At 50.8% G+C, this 22,617-nt stretch carries 23 protein-coding genes and 1 riboswitch; of the genes, 5 read left to right on the top strand and 18 right to left on the bottom strand.

Going from position 1 to position 22,617, the window contains the following annotated elements:
- Positions 1-78: 78 nt before the first annotated feature.
- The 9 genes from ltrA to PLA01S_RS29585 all read right to left on the bottom strand — a co-directional run bounded on the left by ltrA (position 79) and on the right by PLA01S_RS29585 (position 9,002).
- Positions 79-1,470, bottom strand: coding sequence for a group II intron reverse transcriptase/maturase (gene ltrA, locus PLA01S_RS29625; RefSeq protein ID WP_127595811.1), 1,392 nt, complete (start codon positions 1,468-1,470; stop codon positions 79-81).
- Between the two features lie 462 nt (positions 1,471-1,932).
- Complete coding sequence (locus PLA01S_RS29620) at positions 1,933-2,397, bottom strand: DUF420 domain-containing protein (protein WP_098741840.1); 465 nt, start codon at positions 2,395-2,397, stop codon at positions 1,933-1,935.
- 24 nt (positions 2,398-2,421) lie between these two features.
- On the bottom strand, positions 2,422-3,330 hold the full coding sequence (gene ctaG / locus PLA01S_RS29615; protein WP_127595808.1) for a cytochrome c oxidase assembly factor CtaG: 909 nt from the start codon (positions 3,328-3,330) through the stop codon (positions 2,422-2,424).
- A gap of 100 nt (positions 3,331-3,430) precedes the next feature.
- Positions 3,431-3,754, bottom strand: a complete 324-nt coding sequence (locus PLA01S_RS29610) for a cytochrome C oxidase subunit IV family protein (protein WP_071222061.1) — start codon at positions 3,752-3,754, stop codon at positions 3,431-3,433.
- A 3-nt stretch (positions 3,755-3,757) separates the two neighbouring features.
- Positions 3,758-4,378 (bottom strand): cytochrome (ubi)quinol oxidase subunit III, encoded by a 621-nt coding sequence (locus PLA01S_RS29605; RefSeq protein ID WP_009590523.1) that lies wholly within the window; start codon positions 4,376-4,378, stop codon positions 3,758-3,760.
- Entirely contained in the window at positions 4,375-6,222 is a 1,848-nt protein-coding gene (gene ctaD, locus PLA01S_RS29600; protein ID WP_371860473.1) for a cytochrome c oxidase subunit I, read from the bottom strand. The genes PLA01S_RS29605 and ctaD overlap by 4 nt, the downstream gene beginning before the upstream one ends.
- Positions 6,223-6,308: 86 nt before the next feature.
- Positions 6,309-7,358 (bottom strand): cytochrome c oxidase subunit II, encoded by a 1,050-nt coding sequence (gene coxB / locus PLA01S_RS29595; RefSeq protein ID WP_100540082.1) that lies wholly within the window; start codon positions 7,356-7,358, stop codon positions 6,309-6,311.
- Positions 7,359-7,794: 436 nt separating this feature from the next.
- A complete protein-coding gene (gene map, locus PLA01S_RS29590; RefSeq protein WP_127595805.1) occupies positions 7,795-8,544 on the bottom strand; it encodes a type I methionyl aminopeptidase in 750 nt (249 codons plus the stop codon).
- A gap of 269 nt (positions 8,545-8,813) precedes the next feature.
- Positions 8,814-9,002 (bottom strand): hypothetical protein, encoded by a 189-nt coding sequence (locus PLA01S_RS29585; RefSeq protein ID WP_006208082.1) that lies wholly within the window; start codon positions 9,000-9,002, stop codon positions 8,814-8,816.
- A 384-nt stretch (positions 9,003-9,386) separates the two neighbouring features.
- On the opposite strand from PLA01S_RS29585, the gene PLA01S_RS29580 reads away from it, so the two are divergent.
- From PLA01S_RS29580 to PLA01S_RS29565, 4 genes are all read left to right on the top strand, one after another.
- On the top strand, positions 9,387-10,433 hold the full coding sequence (locus PLA01S_RS29580; RefSeq protein ID WP_127595802.1) for a serine hydrolase domain-containing protein: 1,047 nt from the start codon (positions 9,387-9,389) through the stop codon (positions 10,431-10,433).
- Between the two features lie 149 nt (positions 10,434-10,582).
- A complete protein-coding gene (locus tag PLA01S_RS29575; RefSeq protein WP_076326002.1) occupies positions 10,583-10,861 on the top strand; it encodes a transposase in 279 nt (92 codons plus the stop codon).
- A gap of 63 nt (positions 10,862-10,924) precedes the next feature.
- Positions 10,925-12,886 carry an electron transport protein gene (locus PLA01S_RS29570; RefSeq protein WP_127595799.1) on the top strand — a complete coding sequence of 654 codons (1,962 nt, stop codon included), beginning with the start codon at positions 10,925-10,927 and terminating at the stop codon, positions 12,884-12,886.
- Between the two features lie 99 nt (positions 12,887-12,985).
- Positions 12,986-13,324 (top strand): DUF4870 domain-containing protein, encoded by a 339-nt coding sequence (locus PLA01S_RS29565; protein WP_100540077.1) that lies wholly within the window; start codon positions 12,986-12,988, stop codon positions 13,322-13,324.
- Positions 13,325-13,559: 235 nt separating this feature from the next.
- Here the strand turns inward: PLA01S_RS29565 and PLA01S_RS29560 are convergent, their stop codons facing one another.
- From PLA01S_RS29560 to PLA01S_RS29530, 7 genes are all read right to left on the bottom strand, one after another.
- The gene (locus PLA01S_RS29560) at positions 13,560-14,921 is read right to left on the bottom strand and encodes a nucleobase:cation symporter-2 family protein (protein ID WP_127595796.1); all 1,362 of its coding nucleotides are present in this window, start codon (positions 14,919-14,921) and stop codon (positions 13,560-13,562) included.
- A gap of 39 nt (positions 14,922-14,960) precedes the next feature.
- Positions 14,961-15,530 carry a xanthine phosphoribosyltransferase gene (locus PLA01S_RS29555; RefSeq protein WP_009593434.1) on the bottom strand — a complete coding sequence of 190 codons (570 nt, stop codon included), beginning with the start codon at positions 15,528-15,530 and terminating at the stop codon, positions 14,961-14,963.
- 145 nt (positions 15,531-15,675) lie between these two features.
- Positions 15,676-15,776, bottom strand: a riboswitch (purine riboswitch).
- 161 nt (positions 15,777-15,937) lie between these two features.
- Complete coding sequence (locus tag PLA01S_RS29550; protein ID WP_246059930.1) at positions 15,938-16,126, bottom strand: hypothetical protein; 189 nt, start codon at positions 16,124-16,126, stop codon at positions 15,938-15,940.
- Positions 16,127-16,178: 52 nt separating this feature from the next.
- A complete protein-coding gene (locus PLA01S_RS29545; protein WP_174819275.1) occupies positions 16,179-17,276 on the bottom strand; it encodes a metallophosphoesterase in 1,098 nt (365 codons plus the stop codon).
- Between the two features lie 122 nt (positions 17,277-17,398).
- Positions 17,399-17,704, bottom strand: coding sequence for a hypothetical protein (locus PLA01S_RS29540; protein WP_174819274.1), 306 nt, complete (start codon positions 17,702-17,704; stop codon positions 17,399-17,401).
- Between the two features lie 247 nt (positions 17,705-17,951).
- Positions 17,952-18,854, bottom strand: coding sequence for a TrmB family transcriptional regulator (locus PLA01S_RS29535; RefSeq protein WP_127595788.1), 903 nt, complete (start codon positions 18,852-18,854; stop codon positions 17,952-17,954).
- A 97-nt stretch (positions 18,855-18,951) separates the two neighbouring features.
- Positions 18,952-19,776: a zinc ribbon domain-containing protein gene (locus PLA01S_RS29530; protein ID WP_127595785.1), complete on the bottom strand. Its 825-nt coding sequence runs from the start codon at positions 19,774-19,776 to the stop codon at positions 18,952-18,954.
- 377 nt (positions 19,777-20,153) lie between these two features.
- Here PLA01S_RS29530 and PLA01S_RS29525 point away from each other — a divergent pair, with 377 nt between their 5' ends.
- Entirely contained in the window at positions 20,154-20,522 is a 369-nt protein-coding gene (locus PLA01S_RS29525; protein ID WP_127595782.1) for a hypothetical protein, read from the top strand.
- Between the two features lie 284 nt (positions 20,523-20,806).
- Here the strand turns inward: PLA01S_RS29525 and PLA01S_RS29520 are convergent, their stop codons facing one another.
- Together PLA01S_RS29520 and PLA01S_RS29515 are read right to left on the bottom strand one after the other, a co-directional pair.
- Complete coding sequence (locus PLA01S_RS29520; RefSeq protein WP_127595779.1) at positions 20,807-21,685, bottom strand: M15 family metallopeptidase; 879 nt, start codon at positions 21,683-21,685, stop codon at positions 20,807-20,809.
- Positions 21,686-21,872: 187 nt separating this feature from the next.
- Entirely contained in the window at positions 21,873-22,610 is a 738-nt protein-coding gene (locus PLA01S_RS29515) for a hypothetical protein (RefSeq protein ID WP_127595776.1), read from the bottom strand.
- Between the last annotated feature and the right edge of the window lie 7 nt (positions 22,611-22,617).

The raw sequence follows: 22,617 nt of genomic DNA, 5'->3' as shown, positions 1-22,617 counted from the left end.
TCGAGTAGGAGGGGGCGACAAACCCCCGTCCTCTCACACCACCGTACATGCGGGTCCGCATACGGCGGTTCCGAAAGGTTAACAAAGCTCCAAATACCGAGAAAGTAAACTCCTTAGCCCTTTCGCTTCCCAGTAGGAAGTCGGGAGGGCATTATTCATGTTCCGGGACATTTCCCATGCACCTCGGCGCGAATTTGCCATCACCCGGCAGGCCCACTTCGGTACACCAAGTGCTCGAAGTTCGCGCATTCGCGTTCGCACTCGCTTCCACTGTTTCCACAGACACATTCGAAGACGTCTGCGAATCCATTGGTCCAAAACTTGGAGATGCCTTTTCGCCGAGGCTAGTCGGAAATAGCCGAGCCAACCCATCATGTATCGGTTTAGCCTCTGGATCCTCTTTTCCATCGGGATCGGCCGCGTTCGATTTGTTAGCTCCCGTATCCTCTCCTTGAATCGAGCGATCGTTTTGGGAGCTAGCCGAATCGTCGCCTCTTGGTTCGACAGAAAACTAAATCCCAGTAGCTTTCGCTTCCATGGCCGGTCTACCGCGCTTTTCTCCCGGTTCACTTTCAGTTTCAACTTTCCTTCTACATAGCGACTTATCGATTCCTTGACGCGTTCTCCGGCTCGTTTGCTCCCCACAAAGATGTTAACATCGTCCGCATAGCGGACGAATCGTAAACCTCGCCTTGTCAATTCTTGATCCAGATCGTCCAGCAGAATGTTCGCCAAAAGCGGACTTAATGGACCGCCTTGTGGCGTGCCTTCTTCCGCTCGTTCCAACCCGCCTTCTGTCAACACGCCAGCGTTCAAGTATGCACGGATCAGTTTCAAGACACGCTTGTCCGTTACTTTTCTCGCGACCCTTGCCATCAACATGTCGTGGTTCACCTGGTCAAAGAATTTCTCAAGGTCCATATCCACGACCCATCTCCGGCCACTTTGGATATAGCGCTGTGCTTGCCTTACCGCGTTATGGGCGCGTTTTCCCGGTCTGAAGCCATAGCTGTACCAGGAAAAGGTCGGATCAAAGATCGGGTTCATCACTTGCAGAAGCGCTTGCTGGAGGAAGCGGTCCATCACGGTCGGGATACCCAGCAGCCGTACGCCGCCTCCGGGTTTGGGGATTTCCATCCGTCTGACTGGCGCAGGTCTGTAGGCTCCCGCCAGAAGTTCGGTTTTCACCGTTTCATAGTGTGTTTTCAGGTAAGCTTGTAGCTCAGCTACTGTTACACCGTCCACACCGGGGGCTCCTCCATTTTGGACCACTCGTTTGTAGGCGAGTCGAAGGTTTTGGCCTTCGAGCATTCGCTCCAGCAGGTCGTTTTGTGCTTCGCGAGAGGAAGGGGCGACTTGTGCCGACGAAGAACTCGGCGCTCCGGCATACCCTGACGGCTTCACCGCTTCTCTTTGCCGCAAGCTCTCTCGCGAGATATTCTGCTGTCGTTGCTCTTCATGCGAACGCATCGGTTTCCTCTCTCCTTTCGGTTCGGCCCTTCCGGTTTCCGGCGTCCCGTTACTCCCGTACTATGGCCTCTGCTGACTCCTGCGGGTTCAGCGTAACCTCTCGGTTACGGTTACGAAGTAACTTCGCGTTTTTTTTTCTCCCGCAGGCCTCCCCAGATAAGAACGCCATCTTTCTGCCCGCGGCCACTGGAGTTTACAGAGATAGCCCTTGGCGGCTTAGGATTTCGTTGTGTTTAGGCAACTCATCCGGCTATCTCTGCCTCAAATCCAGTTCGTGTACCTTGGCCCGTGCTTTTGCCTCCGGCTTCCTTCAGATTCCACCTCGCGGTGGACACCCTTGCCCTTGGCTAACGGTAGGCGCTCGCCAGCCCCCGTTCGGGACTCTCACCCTAGAGATGACGTCCATGCTGGGCGTACTAAAAAAACACCCGCCAGATTTCTCTGACGGGTGTTCTCCTACCATTACATTCCAAATATCACTTTCCATACAGGCTGGGTATGCCCGCCCGGATATAACAGGTACAGCAAGGTATACACGGCCACGCCGGTAATAGCGGTAAAGAACCAGATGATCGACGTGACCCTCCCCCACTTGCGGTGCTTGGAATACTTCTCCTTGAAGCCGAGGGTCAATGTCGTAATCCCGAAGACCGCTGCTACGGTAGCCAGCACAATGTGGAAGACCAGGAATACCTGATAATACGGTTGCAGATCATCGGGCCCCCCCCATGACGTGTTGCCGATGAATACGGTGCGCGAGGAATAGATGATAAAGAAGATGACCGCAGCGACGGCCGCCCAGATCATCACTTTCTTGTGGGCTTCGCGCTTCCCCTTAATAATAAGACCCCAGCCAATCGCTACCAGCACGGCGCTAATGACAATAAACGTTGTACTGACCGTGGGAAATATAAAAAACCAATCCATATGGATCCCCCTTCAATAATTCTCTTACGCCTGATTGAGCTTGCCGGGAGGAATCTCGCTAGGCAAAGGATCGTCTTCCTGATTTTCTCGTTTGTACCAATGAAAGAACACATAGGCCAGCATCGAGGCAAAAATGATCTCTTGGAAAAACTTCATGATGATCCCGCCCACTCGCTGGTCAATCGCAGGCTCCAGATAGCCGAAGAACTCAGGTCCGCCAAATTTACTGAGCAATGCCGAGGTATCACTAGCTACGCAGTATCCCATCGCCTTCGCCCATACCACAGGATCGCTGTAGGTTGCGTACATCGGCTCGCTTGAGAAAATAATGAGCCCACACGCCGGAGTCAGCAAGACCATATTGAGAAAGATGTATCCCATTTTCAAAAGCCCTGAAGACTTGTCCTTCTCCGGGATCGGGTTAATAATGGCCCACCACATCAGCAGCGAGGCGATAAACAGGATTAGATAGTACAAACGGTGCACCCAGAAATTCAACATAACAAAATCATGGATAACCGGGATGTGATAAAAAGAAAACAAGCCGTTAAACAGAACCGCGGCAACAATCGGACGCGCAAGGAAACCGAGCTTCTTAAACGGATTGACCTTATCGAAGGCCCGCCACATCCAAACAGGAATACCCAGAATCAAGAGCGGCATCGCCATTAAATAGGACATTGCCATACTGACCATGTGAAACGAGAACATCGTATGCCCCAGCAGTTCAATGGGTCCACCCTGTGCAAGATAGAACGCAAGCATACCACCTACAAACAGTGTTTTCCTTCCAGCGGAAACCGGAGCACTCCCTTCGAATCGACTGCTCAGCGGCCCGGTCAACAGGAAGTAGCCTGCTGTTACGAGCAGCATAAATGCCAGGAACAAGGGACTCCATTTATCTGCAAAACTAAAATATTCTAAGCCCAGCATGCAAAAACCTCCCCATAACGGGTTAAATTCTGTCTAAATTGTGACACCTTCCTACGATTTAAAAAAAGAGGGGGCTGAAGTAGCCCACCTCTTTTTCATTTTACCACCAAACCCAGAACAGTGCCATGACAATACAGGTACTAGCTACGAAGAACCCGCCAATCATAAACAGGATTGGCATCAGATGCCCTTTGTCCTTCAAGTGCATCCAGTAACCCATTTGCACGAACACCTGCAACACAGCCATAACCAGCAAAATGATGATCGTAAATGCTGTGTTGATGCCACCGGCTGCGACGGCCGCAAAAGCAATCGCAGTCAGGACAATGGAGAAAATAAAGACAACAATGTGTTTCTCAGGGCCTTCCACACGATGGCGGTGTTTAACTGTAGGCCCCTCATTAGATTGTTGATTCGCAGTCATTCCTTAGCCCACCTTTCCAAGAAGGTATACGACCGAGAAGATGAACACCCATACAACGTCGATAAAGTGCCAATACATGGCAGAAACATATACCTTAGGTGCTGTAACCACGGTTAACCCTTTTCTGTACAGCTGAGCGATCAACAGGCTGATCCACACAACCCCGAAAGCAACGTGGGCACCGTGGAAGCCAACCAGCGTATAGAATGCAGACGAGAATGCACTCGTCTTCATGTTAAACGATTCATGCACAACATATTCATAGAACTCATAAATCTCAAGGCCAAGGAACCCAAGACCCAGAACAACGGTTACGATCAGCCACAACTTCAGCTTCTCGATATTGTGACGGTGGAGCGCCTGAATGGCGAACACACTGGTCAAGGAACTGACAAGCAATATCAGCGTTGCTGCTGCCGTAATCGGCAGAGAGAACAGCTCGGCTGCGGTTGGGCCTTCGTTGTTCTGCCCGCGAAGCGCCAGGAACGTTGCAAACAACGTACCGAAGAGCACGGCCTCTCCACCGAGGAAGAGCCAGAAACCAAGAACCTTATTACGGCCTTCGAGTGTTGCCTTCTCCGGCTCGTGAGGAAGTTCGCCGTTTACATGTTCAGCGTGACTCATGCTTTACCCTCCCCTTCCAGTTCTTCAACTTCGATGTGATATCCATGATCATCGTACAGGGAACGAGCGATCATTGCCGCGAACGTAATCAGAAGACCAACAATCAGAACGATATATTTATTGAAGATTAAGCTCATGAACGAATTCGAGAAGTCCTCCGTGCTAAACATGAAACCAAGACCCGCGATAAACAGACCCAGTGACATCACAAACGGAAGGATACTTGGCGAAGGCATGTGGATCGGACCAACCGGTTCGGATGGTGTCATCTCTTTATTGCCCGCCATCTTCTCTTTCCAATAAGCGTCAATGCCGCGAACAAGCGGAATTTGCTTAAAGTTGTACTCTGGCGGTGGAGAAGGAATACTCCACTCGAGCGTACGGCCATCTTCCCATGGATCGGCCGGAGCACCAACCGGTTTTCTCGAAGTAATCACAACGTTTGCCAAGAAGGCCAAAACGCCGATTCCCATCAAGATTGCGCCGATGGTACTGATAAAGTTAAGTTCGTCAAAATTCTGGTTCGGCAGATATGAGACAATCCGCCGCTGCATACCGAGCAATCCAAGGAAATGCTGTACGAAGAATGTCATATGGAAGCCGATTGCGAACAACCAGAACGTCCATTTGCCAAGCGTTTCGTTCAGTACGCGACCGAACATTTTTGGCCACCAGTAATGCAATCCGGCAAACAAACCGAATACCAGACCCCCAACGATAACGTAGTGGAAGTGAGCTACAACGAAGTACGTATCATGGAACTGGAAGTCTGCAGGAGCAGATGCCAGCATGACACCGGTAACCCCACCCATAACGAAGGTCGGTACGAAACCGATCGCGAACAGGTTTGCACTGGTAAAGCGGATTTGACCGCCCCACATCGTAAAGAGCCAGTTAAAGATTTTGATACCGGTAGGAACGGCAATCAACATCGTTGCGATGGAGAAGAGCGCATTCGCTACAGGTCCAAGACCCGTCGTAAACATATGGTGAGCCCAAACCATGAAGCCCAAGAAGGCGATCAGGATGGTTGCAAATACCATGGAGCTGTATCCGAACAAACGTTTACGGGAGAATGTCGGAATAACTTCGGAGATAATACCGAACGCCGGCAAAATCAGAATGTAAACTTCAGGGTGACCGAAGATCCAGAAAATATGCTGCCACAATACGGGGCTACCGCCAGCCGCAACATCAAAGAAATTGGCACCGAGCAAACGGTCAAAGCTAAGCAATACGAGACCTACTGTAATTGCAGGGAATGCGAACAGGATCATGGCCGATGTAATGAAAGCCGTCCATGTAAACATTGGCATTCTCATGAAGGACATTCCAGGTGCACGCATTGTTATGATGGTAGCCAGGAAGTTGATACCACCGATCAACGTACCCAGACCTGCAATCTGAAGACCTATGGTATAAAAGTCTACACCGTGCGTGGACGAGTAGTCATTTGTAGAAAGCGGTGTATAGGATGTCCAGCCCGCATCAGGCGCGCCGCCCATAATCCAGCTAAGATTGAGCAAAAGTCCACCGAACAAAAACGTCCAAAATCCAAGCGAGTTCAAAAATGGAAATGCGACGTCACGTGCACCGATCTGAAGCGGAATAACCGCGTTCATCAAGGCGAAGATAACTGGCATAACGCCAAGGAAGATCATTGTCGTTCCGTGCATTGTTATCAATTCGTTAAATACTTGAGCCGATACCAGATCGTTCATCGGCTTGATCAGCTGCAAGCGAATCAGAATCGCTTCAATACCGCCAATCCCGAAGAAGAAGCCGCCCGCTATCAGGTATAATATCCCGATTTTCTTGTGGTCAACGGTTGTAAGCCAATCCATTAACCCCGTGTAGCGTTTGACGCTATGGCTTTGAGCATGAGCGTGAGCCAAGGTTTGTACCCCCTTTTAAAGTTCTTGCTGCTGTATTAATAATCCAACTTATAATTGGCCAAGTAATCGGCAATCTGCTCGATTTCTTCGTCACTGAAGCCGAGATCCTTCGGATTAGGCATCGTGTTGCCAGGTTTTACAGCCTGAGGCTCCATCAGCCATTCCACCAGGTTGTCTTTCGTCGGCTTTGTGCCTGGTTTGCCGCTTATGTCGTTCAGCAAGATACTCGCAATCGTCTCACGTGATCCAATGCCGGTCAGGTTAGGACCCATGGCTCCGCCTTGGTCGCCCACAGCGTGGCAAGAAAGGCAGTTGGTCTTGAATTTCTCGGCGAGTGCCGCATCGGCAGGAAGCACAGCAGGTTCTTTAAATGCCGCAACCCATTTGTCAAATGCCGCATCGTCAACCGCTTTCACCCGGAATTCCATGAAGCCGTGAGAAGGACCGCACAACTCTGCGCATTTACCAATGTATGTATCTGCTTTGTCAGCAACCAGAGTCATGTAGTTAACGCTGCCTTCTGTGTTTGTATCCATCTTGCCGCCGAGCGATGGTACCCAGAAGGAGTGAAGCACATCATTCGTTTTTAATTGGAAAGCAATTTTCTTGCCTACAGGAATAACCAGCTCTTGAGCGGTTCTTACGCCGTAGTCTGGATAATTGAACTCCCACCAGAACTGATGAGAAGTAACTTCCACCTTAACTGCATCTGGATTGTTCCAGTCGTTCTCTCCATAAGCAAATACCTTTTGAATAGTAGGAACTGCAAGCACGAGTACCAAGAGCAGCGGAATCGCCGTCCAAATAATCTCCAGCTTATGGTTACCTTCTACTTGCTCAGGAATTTCATCTTGTCCCTTCTTTCGACGGAATTTAACAAGCACGTATGCGGCGATTCCAAATACCACAACCATTACGACGATCATAATCGAAATGGAGAGCTTAATTAAATCCAGTTGACCTTGTGCTACCGGACCTTGTGGTCTTAAGACCGACAAATCCTCTCGGCCGCAGCCGGATAACACCAAAGCAAACATGGCCATCAAAGGAAGAAGACGCTTTACAGCCTGCCACCGTTTCATCATTGATCTACCCCACTTTTCCGATTTTCGTAGACTACCATCCGGCGCAAACAGCGGTAATCTACCTGCACAATCACGGATGAAGTAATCCTGTCAATTAAAGCAATCACTTATTAAATATAAGTTCATGGGTTGCTTTTGTCAATCATTCACAGGGAGTTCACAAATTGTTCGAAAAGTCGTCAAAGTCGCGCCATTACTGATTTTGCAATCGCTTTCAAACCGTATCCCCCCTCCTGTGACCCATCATTCGACATTCTTCACACCCCGTCAGCGACAGCCTTCATAGCTATATATACAGTCATTTCCGCCTTTTTGAATCTATATGCAGCCTTCCCCCATTTATCTGGACACCCATACTATAAGGAGGTGTTCTTCGAAAATCCCAGACAGCCTCACGAAGAAAACCTCCTATTATTATGGTATATTTTTCGGAATCTTAATCCGTCAGGATAACCGCTTCTCCACGCGTAATGGCAATCGTATGCTCATACTGGACACCCACCGATCCATCCGCACTGGAAATGGTCCAGCCATCATCCCCCCAGAACACGGCGCCCGAGGGGCCCAGGGTAAAAACGGGTTCGATGGTAATGACCATTCCTTCCTTGAGTTTGAGTCCCCTTCCGGGAACTCCATAGTTCGGCACATCGGGCGGTTCGTGGATGGCACGGCCGATGCCATGACCGACAAGCGATTTAACGATCCCGTAGCCTTCCCTTTCGGCAACCTGCTCAATCGCATGACCCACGTCGCCCAAGGTTGCACCGTGCCGGGCGGCCTCGATCCCTTTAAACAGGGCTTCATGGGTGTGTTTCATCAGCCGGCTTACTTCCGTTGAAACCCTATCTACCGCATAGGTCCAGCCGGAGTCCGCCAGCCACCCGTTCTTATTCACCACCATATCAATGGTCACAACATCCCCGGATTGCAGCGGCCGCTGGTCGGGGAATCCATGGCACACCACCTCGTTGACCGAAGCACAAGTTGCGTATGGAAATCCTTTATATCCTTTTTGCTCGGGAAGAGCCCCGTTCTTCTCCAAAAACCTCTCGACCCTGGCATCGATCTCGCCCGTTGTGATCCCCGGTTTGATGACTTTCGCTATTTCACGGTGACACGCAGCCAATATACGTCCCGCCTCGCGGATATATCCGATTTCTTCCTTCCGTCTGAGCTGTGTCCTCACATCTGTCCACTCCCTTATATCCTTTACGGATCGATTGCTAACAATATATGTAGGGACCGATGCAAAATACCCCTAGGAAATGGACTTTCGAGGAAGTATGAGCCTGTTGACTTAAAAGAGACTGGCCAACGCAAAAAAACCGTTTTCGGGACATTTGTCCCAAAAACGGTTTAACCATAAACTCTAAATGGTTCATATCATTAGTCATTAACAAGGTGAAGATGCGATGCGTGTTGGTGATATTTCTATAGACCAGGTGCTGTTACAGGTTACGAAACGGAGGAATTCAGCTTGCCAAGTTCATGCTCAACAACAAGAGTAAGCTCTTCTTCATAGCCCCCCATAATATGGTACTTCCGGACATACTCCTTTACAAATTTTTTCGGATCTTTAGGCCGGAAAATTCGTGTCATTTCCCGCAGACTTTCCTTAACCTCATTGTGACCTTTCGTTGCCATGATGGATCCCTCCCAAAACGTGTGGAATAAAATTACTCCGTTTAAAGAGAATGCCGAAAAGATCTACCTCATTAAGTTGAAGCCATATTGCAGTTCTTACGGTGACCATTAGGTTGATATTCAGCAACTTACCAATGCACCTGACACTATACATACCCTAACAGCATGCAACTGAATCATTAATATATTATATCATATTCTTCTGTTTGTTTCATCTTTCCCAAAAAATGTTTTCTTGTACTATGTTTTTTCATCAGGTCATCCTTTGTGCCCTGAATTGGTTAAGATACATTCAAACGAACCTCCCGCCGACTCCAGAAATCAACGAATATACAAATTGATACTCAGAATAACATATTCAAATACAAGGAGGCCTTACAGATCATGACGAACTCACAGTCGATCCTGCACTCCCCCGTCGATTTAGGCTCACCTATTCCTGCCGCTGATCCTCAAGAGGCAGGGCTTCGCCCTGATACGCTTGATCAGGTCGATCTGATCATTCAGAAACAATACCCGAAAATGCGCAGCTTTCTCCTGCTCCATGCCGGCAAACTCATCTACGAACGCTATTACAACGGTCATGGCGTTTCCTCGCTGAATGATCTCAGGTCGGCTACCAAGAGTTTTACGTCGGTGTTATGCGGCATCGCCCGCTCACGCGGCGAATTGCCTGATCTGAATTCCTCTGCAATCGATATCTTCAGTCGATATGTTCCCGAACGAGCCCATCCGCTATTGCAAAAGGTTTCCCTTCATCATATGCTGACGATGACCTCAGGCTTTGCATGGCAAACCGGCAAAAAGCTAGGGGAACCGCTCATTCACCGATTCCACCGCAACCGGAAATGGACAAGCTTCGCGCTATCCCTTCCTGTCATTGAACAGGAAATGGGCCTCTTTCAATACCGGAGCACGGATTCCCATCTGCTCTCAGTCGCCATTAGCGAGGGTACAGGAATGGACGCTTACGCCTATGCCAGACAACATTTATTCGAGCCGCTCGGGATTCGCCATGCCGCCTGGTCTCCAAGCCCCGAGGGCCACAGCATGGGTCACGTCGGCCTCTATCTCACCTCCCGCGACATGGCCAAATTCGGTCTTTGCTGCCTGAATGGAGGACGGTGGCAAGGCACCACGCTCATCCCGGAATCATGGCTTAAGCAAGCACTCGCTCCGCAGGTTAAGGGCTATCCCGGCTTTGGCGATTACGGATTCCAGTGGTGGACCGGCATTCAGAACGGGACTTCCTTTGCGCTTGCACACGGCCATGGAGGGCAGCAAATTTACCTTTTCCCCCAATTGGATACGGTCGTCGTATTTACTGCCGACAGCAAGGTCAGCCGCTGGAAGAACCCGCGGTTTCTGCTGGAGCGCTATATTCTTGATGATTTAAAATCAAAACCCGCTACTTCACGGCCAGACAGCTGAAAGATCGTCAACTTCTGCCCTCCCATTCAGTTCTTTCCCGAGTCCGTAATCTGACTTACATGCAATTACAGTGGATAGTACCTCCTCTTTCTGGTTACTTTATGCGATATGAATCATTTCTAAAATCAAGCCTGAGAGGAGCATGCGACATGTCCGGTAAAGACAAGGATCTCCACCCTATTTCGCGAGAAGAGGTTGAAGTAGACGGAACATATACGAATGAATGGGGACGGGAGGAATATTTAAAACGCGGCGAGGAATTTCCGTTCGATCCGCAGAAGGGCTCCACGGAGTGGCGGCTGGCGGAGTATGATTTTGAAAACCACCATCGAGGCATGACGGATGAGCGTCTTGTTCCGAAGGAAAAAGGTCCTGATAAACAGGTGAATGCCGAATCTCCGCTGCGGCATGATGTGGAAGTAGATTAAAGCCCTTGCATATCGGCAGTGAAGAGATGATTCATCAGACCTGCTTATAAAGGGTGATATGACATGCGAATATCGAAGCGGCTTCTGTTATGGCTGATCCCGATCGCCATCGTAGGAGCCTTATGGCTTATTGCTTACATCGTGGAGCCGGAATACGCCTATATACCGCCGGCACATAAATTGGAGAATACTACGCAGCTTCAAGCCCAGCAAACAGGTTTCATTCGCCAGTATGATATCTGGGGCAAAACGCTTACGGTTCCCGGTACCACCCTTCAGGATCAAGATCCCCGTTTAACAGCCGCCAATGGCGCGGTTGAGGTGACGAAAGAGCTGCTTGCTTTAGGACGCCGTACCCTATATGAGGAGTCCTTTGGCAATGAGGTATTCCTAACCGATATTTTGGGGATACTCGACGGTCCGATGAAGCTGAAGAACGTTGCCAAAGCCATCGCGGAGTTGAAGGGAAGGGGAACCACCAATTTACGAGTCGAACTCGATCAGGATGTCACCGTCGGCGGCAAGTCCTTCCGCAAGGGGGACAAGATCGATACCGGATTTGATGTAGCCAAAGGCGCCTATGCCCCCATTGGCGTTACGGTTAAATATGCCGAAGGCAAAGCCCGCATCGGCGTTAGCTGCATGGCCTGCCATGCAACCGTCAACCGTGAAACGGGAATGATCGTCGAGGGCGCGCCCAACTCCGATCTGAACCTCGGTTTAATGCTGGCACTGGCCCCGAATAGCGCGGCATATTTCACCCATACGGACATTGCGAACCTGGTGGATTATGTAAAGAACGAGCAGCGTACGGTTGTTAACTCTAAAGGAAAAACCGAAGCGCTGCCGGATCCCGCCCTGCTAGAGAAAGCCGTTGACGATAATCTGGTCAAATGGATGCCCGGCACTTTCGATACAACCGTGGATCTGGTCAGCGACGTAACCCAAATTCCCGATATGTTTACAAAGGGCGATCACCCATACAGCTGGAGCGGCTTCGCTACCGTGGGTCCCTTCAAGGGACTTAGCACCTTCAGCAACAATGTTCACGCCCAAAATACGGATACCCTGAGTCAAACCGAGGTTAGCGAACCGTTATGGGGGATCGATAAAGAGATTTATGTGGGCACCATTCTGCAAAACGCAGCCCATCGTAAGTTTCGCTATGATCCGAGCAGCGGGCTGAAGCCAACCGAATTCTTTAACCGGCTGGATCCCAACCCCGGAACCCCCGGCGTGAATGAGGCAGTTAAGATTCCAAACTTCCCGAAAGTTTCAGCCATCGCACCGAACGGGCTGTACATCAGCTCGCCGGGATTCAAAGCCGGGGAGCAAGTGAATGCCATGTCCGCCTATCAGAATACCATCCGTCCGCCTGAGACGGATCCTATGGAAATCTCCGATGCCAAGACAATCAACCTCGGAGCGGAAGTATTTAAAAAGGCGCAATGCATCACTTGCCACGCTGGCGGATTCTTTACGAATAACCGCATTATGCGCGCGGCTGAAATCGGTACCGAGCCTGCAAGGGCCAAGGCTTTTCAGCGTACGCAGAACGCTTTTGGCGAAGCGGAGTTCTACCCGCCCGATACGCCTGTGCCGATCCCTCCGGACGCCAAGATAACCAAAATCCCGCTGGACGATATCGACCCCGAGCAGATCGAGTTGGGTTTCGGCCATAAACCGTCGGGCGGCGGTTATAAGGTCAAAGGGTTGATCGGTCTTCGATGGTCCGCACCGTATTTGCACGACGGCGGCGTGGCGGTCGGGCCTAAGCTGACGCAAACCGGCGTAACGCAGACGCTTATGAAAGGGATTCACCCGGACCCTTACAACAGCCTGAAAGCCCTGATAGACCGTAAGCTGAGACTGCAGGTCGTCGAGGCGAACCGTAAGGATTCAAGGCTGAGAGACACCCATGTCACCGGTCAGGGACACGAGTATTGGGTGGACGAAAGCAGCGGGTTTACGCAGGAGCAGCAAGATGCTCTCGTGAAGTATCTGCTGCAATTAAAAATGAAATAAGTTCGGGATTTAACCATCATACTTTGTCCCATCGGCTCATAAGGTAAGGTATAAAGCTTGCCCTACCCCAGAACCGGTCTAAGACAAGGAGTTGATGAGATGTCCCCTTTCAAATCGTCCACAGGACTTCCCGAGAATCTGGCGGCTACGCTGTGCTATCTTTTTCCCATGGTCGGAGGAATTCTGTTTCTTTCATTAGAAAAAAGAAGCCGCTACGTCATATTTCATGCTCTGCAGTCCTTGCTGGCCTTCGGCGTCCTGGCCGTCGCTCACCTGCTATCGAGCGCGGTGCCCATCATCGGCCTTCTGGCCTCCGCCCTCCTGGCGCTGGTCGGCGTCTTGATGTGGCTGGTGCTTATGGCCAACGCCATTCAGGGAAAATGGTTCAAGCTGCCCTGGATCGGCAATATTGCAGAGAAACAAATGCAGCGCGTATAAAGCTTGGGGAACTCACTTAAAAATGGCTGCCTCCACTCTAGGGAGGCAGCCATTTTTGGTTGGAACCTATGGAACCGGATCAAAAAAAAGTCTATCGACGTCCTTTTCTCAGAAGTTAACCTCTAATCGCAGAAATTATTCTTGCGAGATAACGAGGGTAAGCTTCTGAAGTTGATACTGTCTTATCTTAAAAAAAAGCAGCCGGAGGTTATCCGGCTGCTTTCAGGGGCGTTTGTTATGCAGCATGCCCTTCTGCTGTTTCCCCTTGCTCTGTGCGAGTGGGCTTCGTATTTCTCAAACCATTGAAGATCAGGTTCAGCACAATCGCTGTCAAGCTGCCTGCCACAATGCCGTTATCGGCAAGAATGCGCAGATTGTCAGGCAGACTCGTGAACAGACCCGGTACGGTTGTCACACCCAGGCCCATGCCGACGGAACACGCGATAATGAACAGATTCTCGTGACGGTTAAGGTCTACCTGATCTCCTAACATCCGAATACCGGAAGATACAACCATGCCGAACAGGGCTACCATGGCCCCACCGAGAACCGAAGTCGGTACAAGCTGCGTCATAGCCGCAATCTTCGGGACAAATCCGATCAAGACCAGCAAGCCGCCTGCCACAACGATCACGTCGCGCGTCTTCACACGGCTCATCTGAATCAGACCCACGTTTTGAGAGTATGTGGTATAAGGGAACGAATTGAAAATACCGCCTACCACAATCGCAAGACCCTCCGCACGGTAACCACGGGACAGATCTTTAGATGTGATGTCACGATCCACAATTTTGCCAAGCGCCATAAATACGCCCGTCGATTCGGCAACGCTGACAATCGCCACCAGAATCATCGTCATGATCGGAACGATCTTAAACTCCGGCGTACCAAAAAAGAAGGGCTGCGGAGCACGGAACCAGCCGGCTTCGCGCAGCGGGGTTAAATCCACTCCACCGTAAAATGCGGCTACCACGGTGCCTAGAATAAGACCCAGAAGCACCGAAATCGAACGCAAGAAACCTTTGGCAAACCGATTCATGATGATAATGAAGGCAAGAACGCCGAAGCCAAGGGAAATGTTGAGCGCGCTGCCGAAATCCTCGCTGCCTTGACCGCCGCCAAGGTCATTCAAGGCTACGGGAATCAGCGTCAAACCGATAATCGTAACAACAGAGCCTGTAACGACAGGCGGGAATACCTTAATCAGCTTACCGAATAAACCGGAGAACAGAATGACAAACAAACCGGAAGCGATAATCGCTCCGTAAATGGCCGACATCCCGTGCTGCTGTCCGATAATGATCATCGGACCTACGGCCTGAAATGCGCAACCGAGCATGACCGGGAGACCGATACCGAAGTATTTGTTGCCGAATACCTGCAGCAGGGTTGCGACTCCGCATGCCAGCAAGTCGATGGCGATGAGATACGTCAACTGCTCCGTCGTTAAACCGAGTGCGCCACCGACGATAAGCGGTACGATGATTGCCCCTGCGTACATTGCCAATACATGCTGCAAACCCAGCGAAAAGGTTTTACCCGGACTCCGATTTTTATCAAAAATCGGTTCTTGCACCGCTTGTTTCTGTTGTTCCATGGCTTCTTGATTCCCCCCAATAAATTGTTAGCTTTCGGTCTATGCGAATGTCACTACGCCATCTTCAAGTGATGCAATCCGTACGAGCGACTCTACCCGATAACCCGCTTCGGCCAGCAAGCGTCCTCCTGGTTGGAACGCTTTTTCAATAACGATCCCGATGCCTACTACTTCGGCACCCGCCTGCTCTACGATTCGGGCAAGCCCGAATGCCGCCTCGCCGTTGGCAAGGAAGTCATCGACGATCAGCACTTTATCGCCAGGCTTGATGAATTTTTTCGCGACCGTAATTTCGTTGGTCTCCTGCTTGGTGAAGGAATACACCTTCTCCACGAATATATCCTCACGGAGGGTCAGCGACTTCTGCTTCCGTGCAAAGATGAGAGGCACTTCCATCTCAAGGGCGGTCATAATGCCGGGCGCGATGCCGGAGGATTCAATGGTCAATACACGAGTCACGTTCGCTTCCTTAAACAATCGCGTAAATTCCTTTCCCACCTCTTTCATCAATACCGGATCCATCTGGTGGTTCAGGAACGAATCCACCTTAAGTACCTGTCCGCTTAATACAATGCCTTCCTCTTTCACTTTGTTCTGCAGTAATTGCATGATGCTCCCCCTTAAAATTTGTTCACATTCCAAGCAAAAAAGCCCACTTCCTCCTTTCACCGATTCGCCGGGAAAGAAACAAGTGGGCACAAGCAGCAAAAACGCACCGTGAGCCATAGAGATCAAATGGAAATGACCTGGCTTGTCCGCTGCTGCTATAACCCGTAGTCCAATCATTTCCGGTGATCGGGTAGAGACATGCAGGCCGATTCCTGCACCTATACGAGAAAATGTATGATATCCAAATTCCTTAGAATGCTTGCGTGTAAATGTTATATTTCCGAATGAATGAAGTATAACGCATTCTCTATGAAAAAATAAAGTGAAAATTTACGGAAATAATAAACTACTGGTCAATTAAAGGAAAAAGCCGCCCCATATCTTTCATGGGACAGCCCTCCTGTGCATTAATTTGTTAGCACAACGTTTATGGTCCATTCCAGAGGATCACCAATGGGCACCGATATATCGCCGTTTATATCAACCAGCTGGATACGGAGCGTATAAGTCCCGACATGAGCTTGCTGCCAGCGGAACAAGATGTCACTGCCGTTTCCTTCCAGCCCCATGTCGCCAGCGGTTAAACCTGCGTTCACTCGGTATACCCCAGCACTATCGGGAGCTACGGCTTTTGTCCAACAAATTCATCTATTGAAATGTCACATGGATCTGTACAATCTCGGAGCGGGAACCCAGACGAATCGGCGGTCCCCAGAAACCGTAACCCGAGGACACGATGGAATGCATCCGGCCTTTTTGCAGATACCCCCAATCATTCTCAAACATGGCCTCCGTAATCAGATGTGCCGGGAATACCTGCCCACGGTGCGTGTGCCCAGAAACGATAAGGTCTACGCCCTGCTGCTGTGCTTCCTCCAGCGCATTTGGCTGATGATCGAGCAGAAAGATCGGCTTGGATAGATCCGCCCCATCCATGATCGTGGACAATTCGGCCCGCTCCTGATCCTGTTTATCCCGTCTGCCAATCAGCGTCAGGCCCTCCACCGTCAATTTCTCATCATACAGCACCGTCATGCCGCTCTGCTCAAGAGCCGCGATCAGCTCCGAAATTTCACCTTCGAATCGGTCATGATTGCCAAGCGAGGCATACACACCATATGTTGCCTGGATACCGGTCAGAATCTGATCGATCCCCTGGCGTAAATATGCATCCAGATCGTCATCGATGATATCGCCTGGTAACAATACCAGATCCGGCTTTAAGTCATTGATCTCCTTCACCATGCGTGAAGCGTGGGCTCTTCCTGACAGGACGCCGAAGTGCATATCGGACGCCATGACGATATTCAGTTCCTCAAATGTTCCGGGCTCTTTATCCACGTGAATATCATAAGCGCGGACCGTTGGACTATAAGCATTAAAAGAACCGAAACCGATCACAACGACCATTAGCACCAACACGATAAATCCCGCCGCCTTCTCCAGGCCATCTCTTCGAAATGCCGTCATTCTCAGCAGCCACAGCATGATGTGCATCAACGGGAGAAGGATGATCAGGACATAGAAAATAGCCATCCAATACGATCCTATCACACTCAGGACGGTGAGGTTACCGAAGAACCGTCCTGAAATAAACGATGTCGATACCACGGTCAGCACGACTATGTATATCCATTTGAGTACCATGGATGGACCCGGTTTCATCCAGCTCCATACGCTTCGGCCAATATAATAAACCAGCAAGCCATAAATTAACAATGCCACAATTCCTGCGAAAATAAACATCTCCATCCCCTTCCGTACATCCATTATAACAAGCGGATTTTACAAATCCCAGCGGACGTCAGCGGAAGGCAGATAGGCTTATTCATTTCTTTGCGAGCATCAGTATGATCTCCAGCAGGCCGCTACAAGCCCGTGCGTTGTTTAGGCAGCAGCTCGTTCAGCAGCGATTTCAGATTGCGGTCTTCCGTATATTTTTCTTGACCCATATCGAGCTCATTTACACGTATATAAGTATAACTTTCCGTGGGATTCTCCGGTTTGAAGAGAAGTTCATCATGCGGGTCAGGTACCACCATGTACTCCATTTCATGAAACATATCGAGCAGCTGCTGACCTGTAGGGTTCTCTCCTTTATCAACAAAAATCAATCCCCGAAGCTTCTTAGGTTCTTCCTTATGTCCCACTGTAAAATGAACGATGCATTCCATGCTCATTCATCCCCCTTCTCTTGGTTGTCATGATTGCGATTTATAACCGCTGCATTCATGCACTCCTGCCAGCTGCAACTTTCATTCCAGCCTGTTTCTGATCTTAAGTGATCTTAAGCAAATAAACGCCAAGATAAATCCCGGCGTCCCTATCTAATATGTTTATTACATTGTACGATGAACCATGATGCCTAACTGTGATAAAAGTCACTTCTGGAGGGGTGTCCTCATGAGCTCAGCCTGAACCCTAGGCCGTATTTCGATTGGTATCCCCGTCCATTGGGTCAGAATCAGCTTCATAATCCGCTAGTGAGTTGGATTTCGATTCCGCAGCCAGGTCTTCCTGAGCTTCAGTCTCGGCTTCCGCATTAAGATACTGGCTCTGAATCAGACCGAAGTGCTCTCCATAACGGGCTTCCAGCTGCTCACCCATGTCCTGTTCAAGCTGGAACAATACCATCTCCTGAGTAAAATGGTGCAGCAGCAGCTCCGCCAGCACCGGATGCTCCGTGATGACCGCTCCTGTATCATATTCCCCGCCGCGCATCCCTAGTATGCACCACTGTCGATCCACAACAAAGGAAAATTTCCGGCCGCCTCCTCTGCGCTCTGCAAGGCCGTTCCACCCAGACCACGCCAGCGTTCTTGAGAGTCCCTGGTCCGGGCCGTCACAAGCCCACAGCACCTTGACTCCCCTAGCCTCCGCCTCTGCTAGCGGTTCACGCAGAAGCGACGCTTCTTCACGCCAGACGTCAACCACGATCTCCTGTTTCGCTCGCTTCAATTCCCGGACGAGCACATCAAGCACCGCCTGATCTCCCTCCATACTGAGAAAGGGAGCAGCCGTACCGCTTCCTCGCGGCAAGCTCTTCTCAACAAAAGCGAGTGATGCCTCCACACGGCTGGATATCATCCGCGTCAATTCCTCCGGCTTCAGCGAGCGGTAACGGACGGGTTCCCCGTCCATTCGCTCAAGTGCCCCTTGCCGCTCCAAACGCTGCATGGCTGCATAGACATTAGAGCGCGAAGCTCCAAGTCGTTTAGCTACCTCATAACCACCCGCCGGCCCATACTCAGCAAGGTCCACCATAATTTTCGATTCAATCTCCGTAAATCCCAAATTCCGCAAATGATGCAGCAATTGTTCCATAATATTAGTCCTCCCAAGATGCTCGAACGCTTGCTCTATCATTCACACTGTCTTATTCATACTCGCGCAAGGGCATGATCGTCCGAATCCCTATATCTTAAATCTGTTCAGCTCCACAGCGCGGACACCATTTCGAGCCTTTTGGCAGGTCGACACTGCAAATCTGGCACTTCACCATATCGCGCGTCTCCTCATCATCACCAACATAGTCCTGACTTTGGTTATTCTCCTGCCAGAAACGAATGCGGCGGTCCAGTTCCAGCTGCCTCTCCCGCTCTCGCTCAAGTTCTTCCCAGTGACGGCGCTCCTTCTCCTGCTCTTCCTGCTCGATACGCAGCTGTTCCGGATTTACCTCAGGTTCAGACAGCTCCATGTCCTCGTGCTGCCGTTCCGGCTCCGGTTCATACATGTCCGGCTCGTATGGATCCGGATTCGAACGGTAATCATACGTATGCAATGGGTCCTGTTCCTGTTGTTGTTCTTCAGCCGCTGCATATTCATGTTTATCAAACATGATCTTGCGCTCAGGCTCCAATGGTTCTTCCGATGTTGACTTCTCGGGGTGAATCAAATTAGCGAGCTTGTTTCCGCAATACGGACAGAAATTCGCGTCCAGCGCGACCACCCGCCCGCATTCACAGACCCGCTCATTCTTGAGGACCGCAATGCGGTTCCGAATCGCTTCGATTTGCTCCTGCAATCCATCGCAGGTTTGCGCAAGCTCGACCATTTCTTTTTCTGCCATCGTCATATCCTGCTGACGGTAGCCCTCATAGAATACTTTACCCATCTGTAAGTAATACGAGTTTTTCTGCTGTTCGATTTCTGAAATTTGACTGTTGAGCTTATTTACTTCCACCACGTGCTGAGCCTTTTCAGTTGCGCGGTTGGCTCCATCCTTGAGCTTTTGTAAAATATTCATTTATGAATCCTCCTCTTTCTCATATCCCGATTCACCGGCGGGCCGCCGGCACATTGTCATATTCTCTTCATTAAGGTTATTAACGATTTTTAGCTAGCCATAAACCCCGCTACCCCATGTTTTTACCGATCACATACTACTCATCGTGATGATATGCTCCTCATCGTCCAGTATACTGCCGCCATGGTGATTCTATCATACCAAATTCCTTGCCCCATGTGAAAAAGGAAGCCCCTTCCAACTCCGCTGCTGATTCATCCAGGTCCCGAACGTGTATATGATTAGAAAACTGGACAGTACAATGCCGGATACTGTCGGCTTACAGCCGCGTCCTATTCCGTGCAGCCCTTAGCTGCCGAAGTCTGGAGGGATTTAATATGACAAACGATAAAAAGACGTATTATGTTTCAGTCAATCACAATCTGATCCAGGATGTACCGAACGATACGAACGAATATGTCGTATATATGGATGATGAAGAGGTCTCAAAGCTGAGGGGGCTCCTCTATGAAGTCAGCAGCAGCGATCGGTATGCGTTTAAACGGACATTCGTCCCTTATAAGTCGGCAGATCATGATGATGCTGTCGATCAATACGATGAACGAACGATAAACCTCTACCACTTTCTCCATGAACATGGAGATGAACGCACCCGCAAAACCATTGAGGACATGAACATCCTTGGCAAGCTAAACGACACTGGCTACGATGATCCCGGTTATGAAGACTCGCCATTAAATAAGTAAAGACATTCTAGACTCTTAAGAAAAACGTATATCGACGTACCTTCTCAGAAGACAGACCGCATTTAGCGGTAGTTTTTCTTGCGAGATCAGGATGGTAAGCCTCTGAAGTTTATGCTTTCTTATCTCTTAAAATACGAATGAATCCCGGAGCCAAGCCGCTCCGGGATTCATTCGTATAACAAGAACATCGCCCGGCCTTGCGCAGGTCCTGTTCTACTTTATAGATTCGCAAGCCGAGGTACAAGGATAAAAAGTCCCGTTTATCCTACGACTATTAGCACAGCTTACAGTTTAATGTTCGCCTCATCGAAGTATTCCTCCAGCGTCAAGCCGCTGTCGGCAATATCCGGCGCCAGATCCTTGCCTACATAACGGATATGCCACGGCTCGTATACATAGCCGGTAATATCCTCCGCCCCTTCCGGATAACGAATAATGAAGCCGAATTCCGGCGCACGCTGCGCCAGCCACTGCCCTTCCTCCGTATGACCGAACGTTTCCTCCAGCGCATTGCCTGCGCTTGGGCTAGACACGTCAATCGTAAGGCCTGTCTGATGCTCACTCGTACCCGGCACCGCGCTTACACGATCAGCCTCGGCTTCCCCTTTGGTACGAACATTGTTCTCGTATATCGTTTTCTGACGGGCATAAGAACGGTATCCCGATACGGCACGCAGCTCGATGCCGTCCGCTTTGGCCGCATCGAACAATTCCTCGAGCGCGTCCGCCGCTTCTTTTCTCAGATGCCGTTTTTCATGCGGCTCATCAAAAGAAAAGGGAACATTCGGCTCCACGAGATCACTTGGTTCATAACCATCCGGCAAGCTGCGCTGCTTATTCACAACAACCGTAACGGCCTCTGCGTTGGTTACGACCTGCTTGCCGCCGCTCTCCTGGATCGTGGCCTGAAGTGCATTCTCGCTGCGCTTCGCCATGACCGGATCCGCCGGCTGATTCTCAGCCCCTGTCTCACCATTTCCCGAGCCGCCCTCTGGAAGCGTGTTTCCTTCCTGGCCCTCTGCCGGCGACTGCAATTCCTGACCCTGTTCCTTACCGGAACCGGTATCATCCGATTGGCAGCCTGCCAGAATGGCCCCTGCTAACAGCAAGGATGACAGCATTACGCTTGTAAAGCGTGTACGTTTTCCCGAAAATGCATTCATCTTTTGCTTCTTCCTTTCCCACGGTTTGTCCTGCACTCATTGTACCTTATTCAGAATGAGCAGGACAAACGAGCAGCTGTCGAATCAAGCCGGATCATCTCCGTTTACGTCAGATATCCGGCAGATTGCCCGATTTATGGTGCCGCTTCTATCAAATTCATAACAATTCTGTGATGGATTCCCAACCTTACGGCGACTTCAAGCTGCGGCGCTTCTGCTCGGCTTGCTTGGCCGCTCCGCGGGCAATCACGCCGAGCGCTTTGGAAGCGCCGCGAACGCCTGGCAGTAAGCTTGTCCAGTCGCCGACGGGGCCCAGCTGATCTGCCGGAGGCGGCGGTGACAACTGCACCGCCAGCTCGCTAAGCTGCGGGCCGGGCCGGTGCAATCGGCCCTCGGCCGCCGCTTCGGCCACCCATTCGCCCGGAGAAGGGCCAGACGGCCCCTTCTCCTTCGCGCGGGTGGCCTGCTCTGCGGCAGAGCCGCCTGCCGGCGGCGGGGCTGCTTTAGCCCAGGCGTCGAAGACGCCGGCCAGCAGCGCTTCCCGCGGCAGCCCCAGCAGCGTCAGCTGCTGGAGCGGCTCTGCCGCAAGCCGCAGGGCCGCGGCAGCCAGCAAGGCTGCGGCATGCCCGCAGGCCGCTTGGCCGCAGGTGCAGCGGGTTTCGGCGGCCGGCTCTTCGCCCTGCAGGGGCGACGGCGCCAGCTCGGCGAGCCAAGGGGCATCCTGTCCTGCAAGCAGGCGGTACAACGCCTGCGGGTCTTCCTCCAGATAAGCCAGCACCGCCTCACGGGCAGCAGGGTTCAGCGTCTTCACCTGAATGCTGACCTCACAAGTCCCTGATGATTCGACGGCCTCATCTACTTTCCCCTTTAACCATCCGGGTTCGATCTCCAGCCTGATCCGTTCGGCCGATTCCGCAGATTCCATAGCCCAC

Source organism: Paenibacillus lautus NBRC 15380 (assembly GCF_004000945.1).
GTDB lineage: Bacteria > Bacillota > Bacilli > Paenibacillales > Paenibacillaceae > Paenibacillus_AQ > Paenibacillus_AQ lautus.
This window is presented reverse-complemented; position numbering and strand designations above follow the sequence as displayed.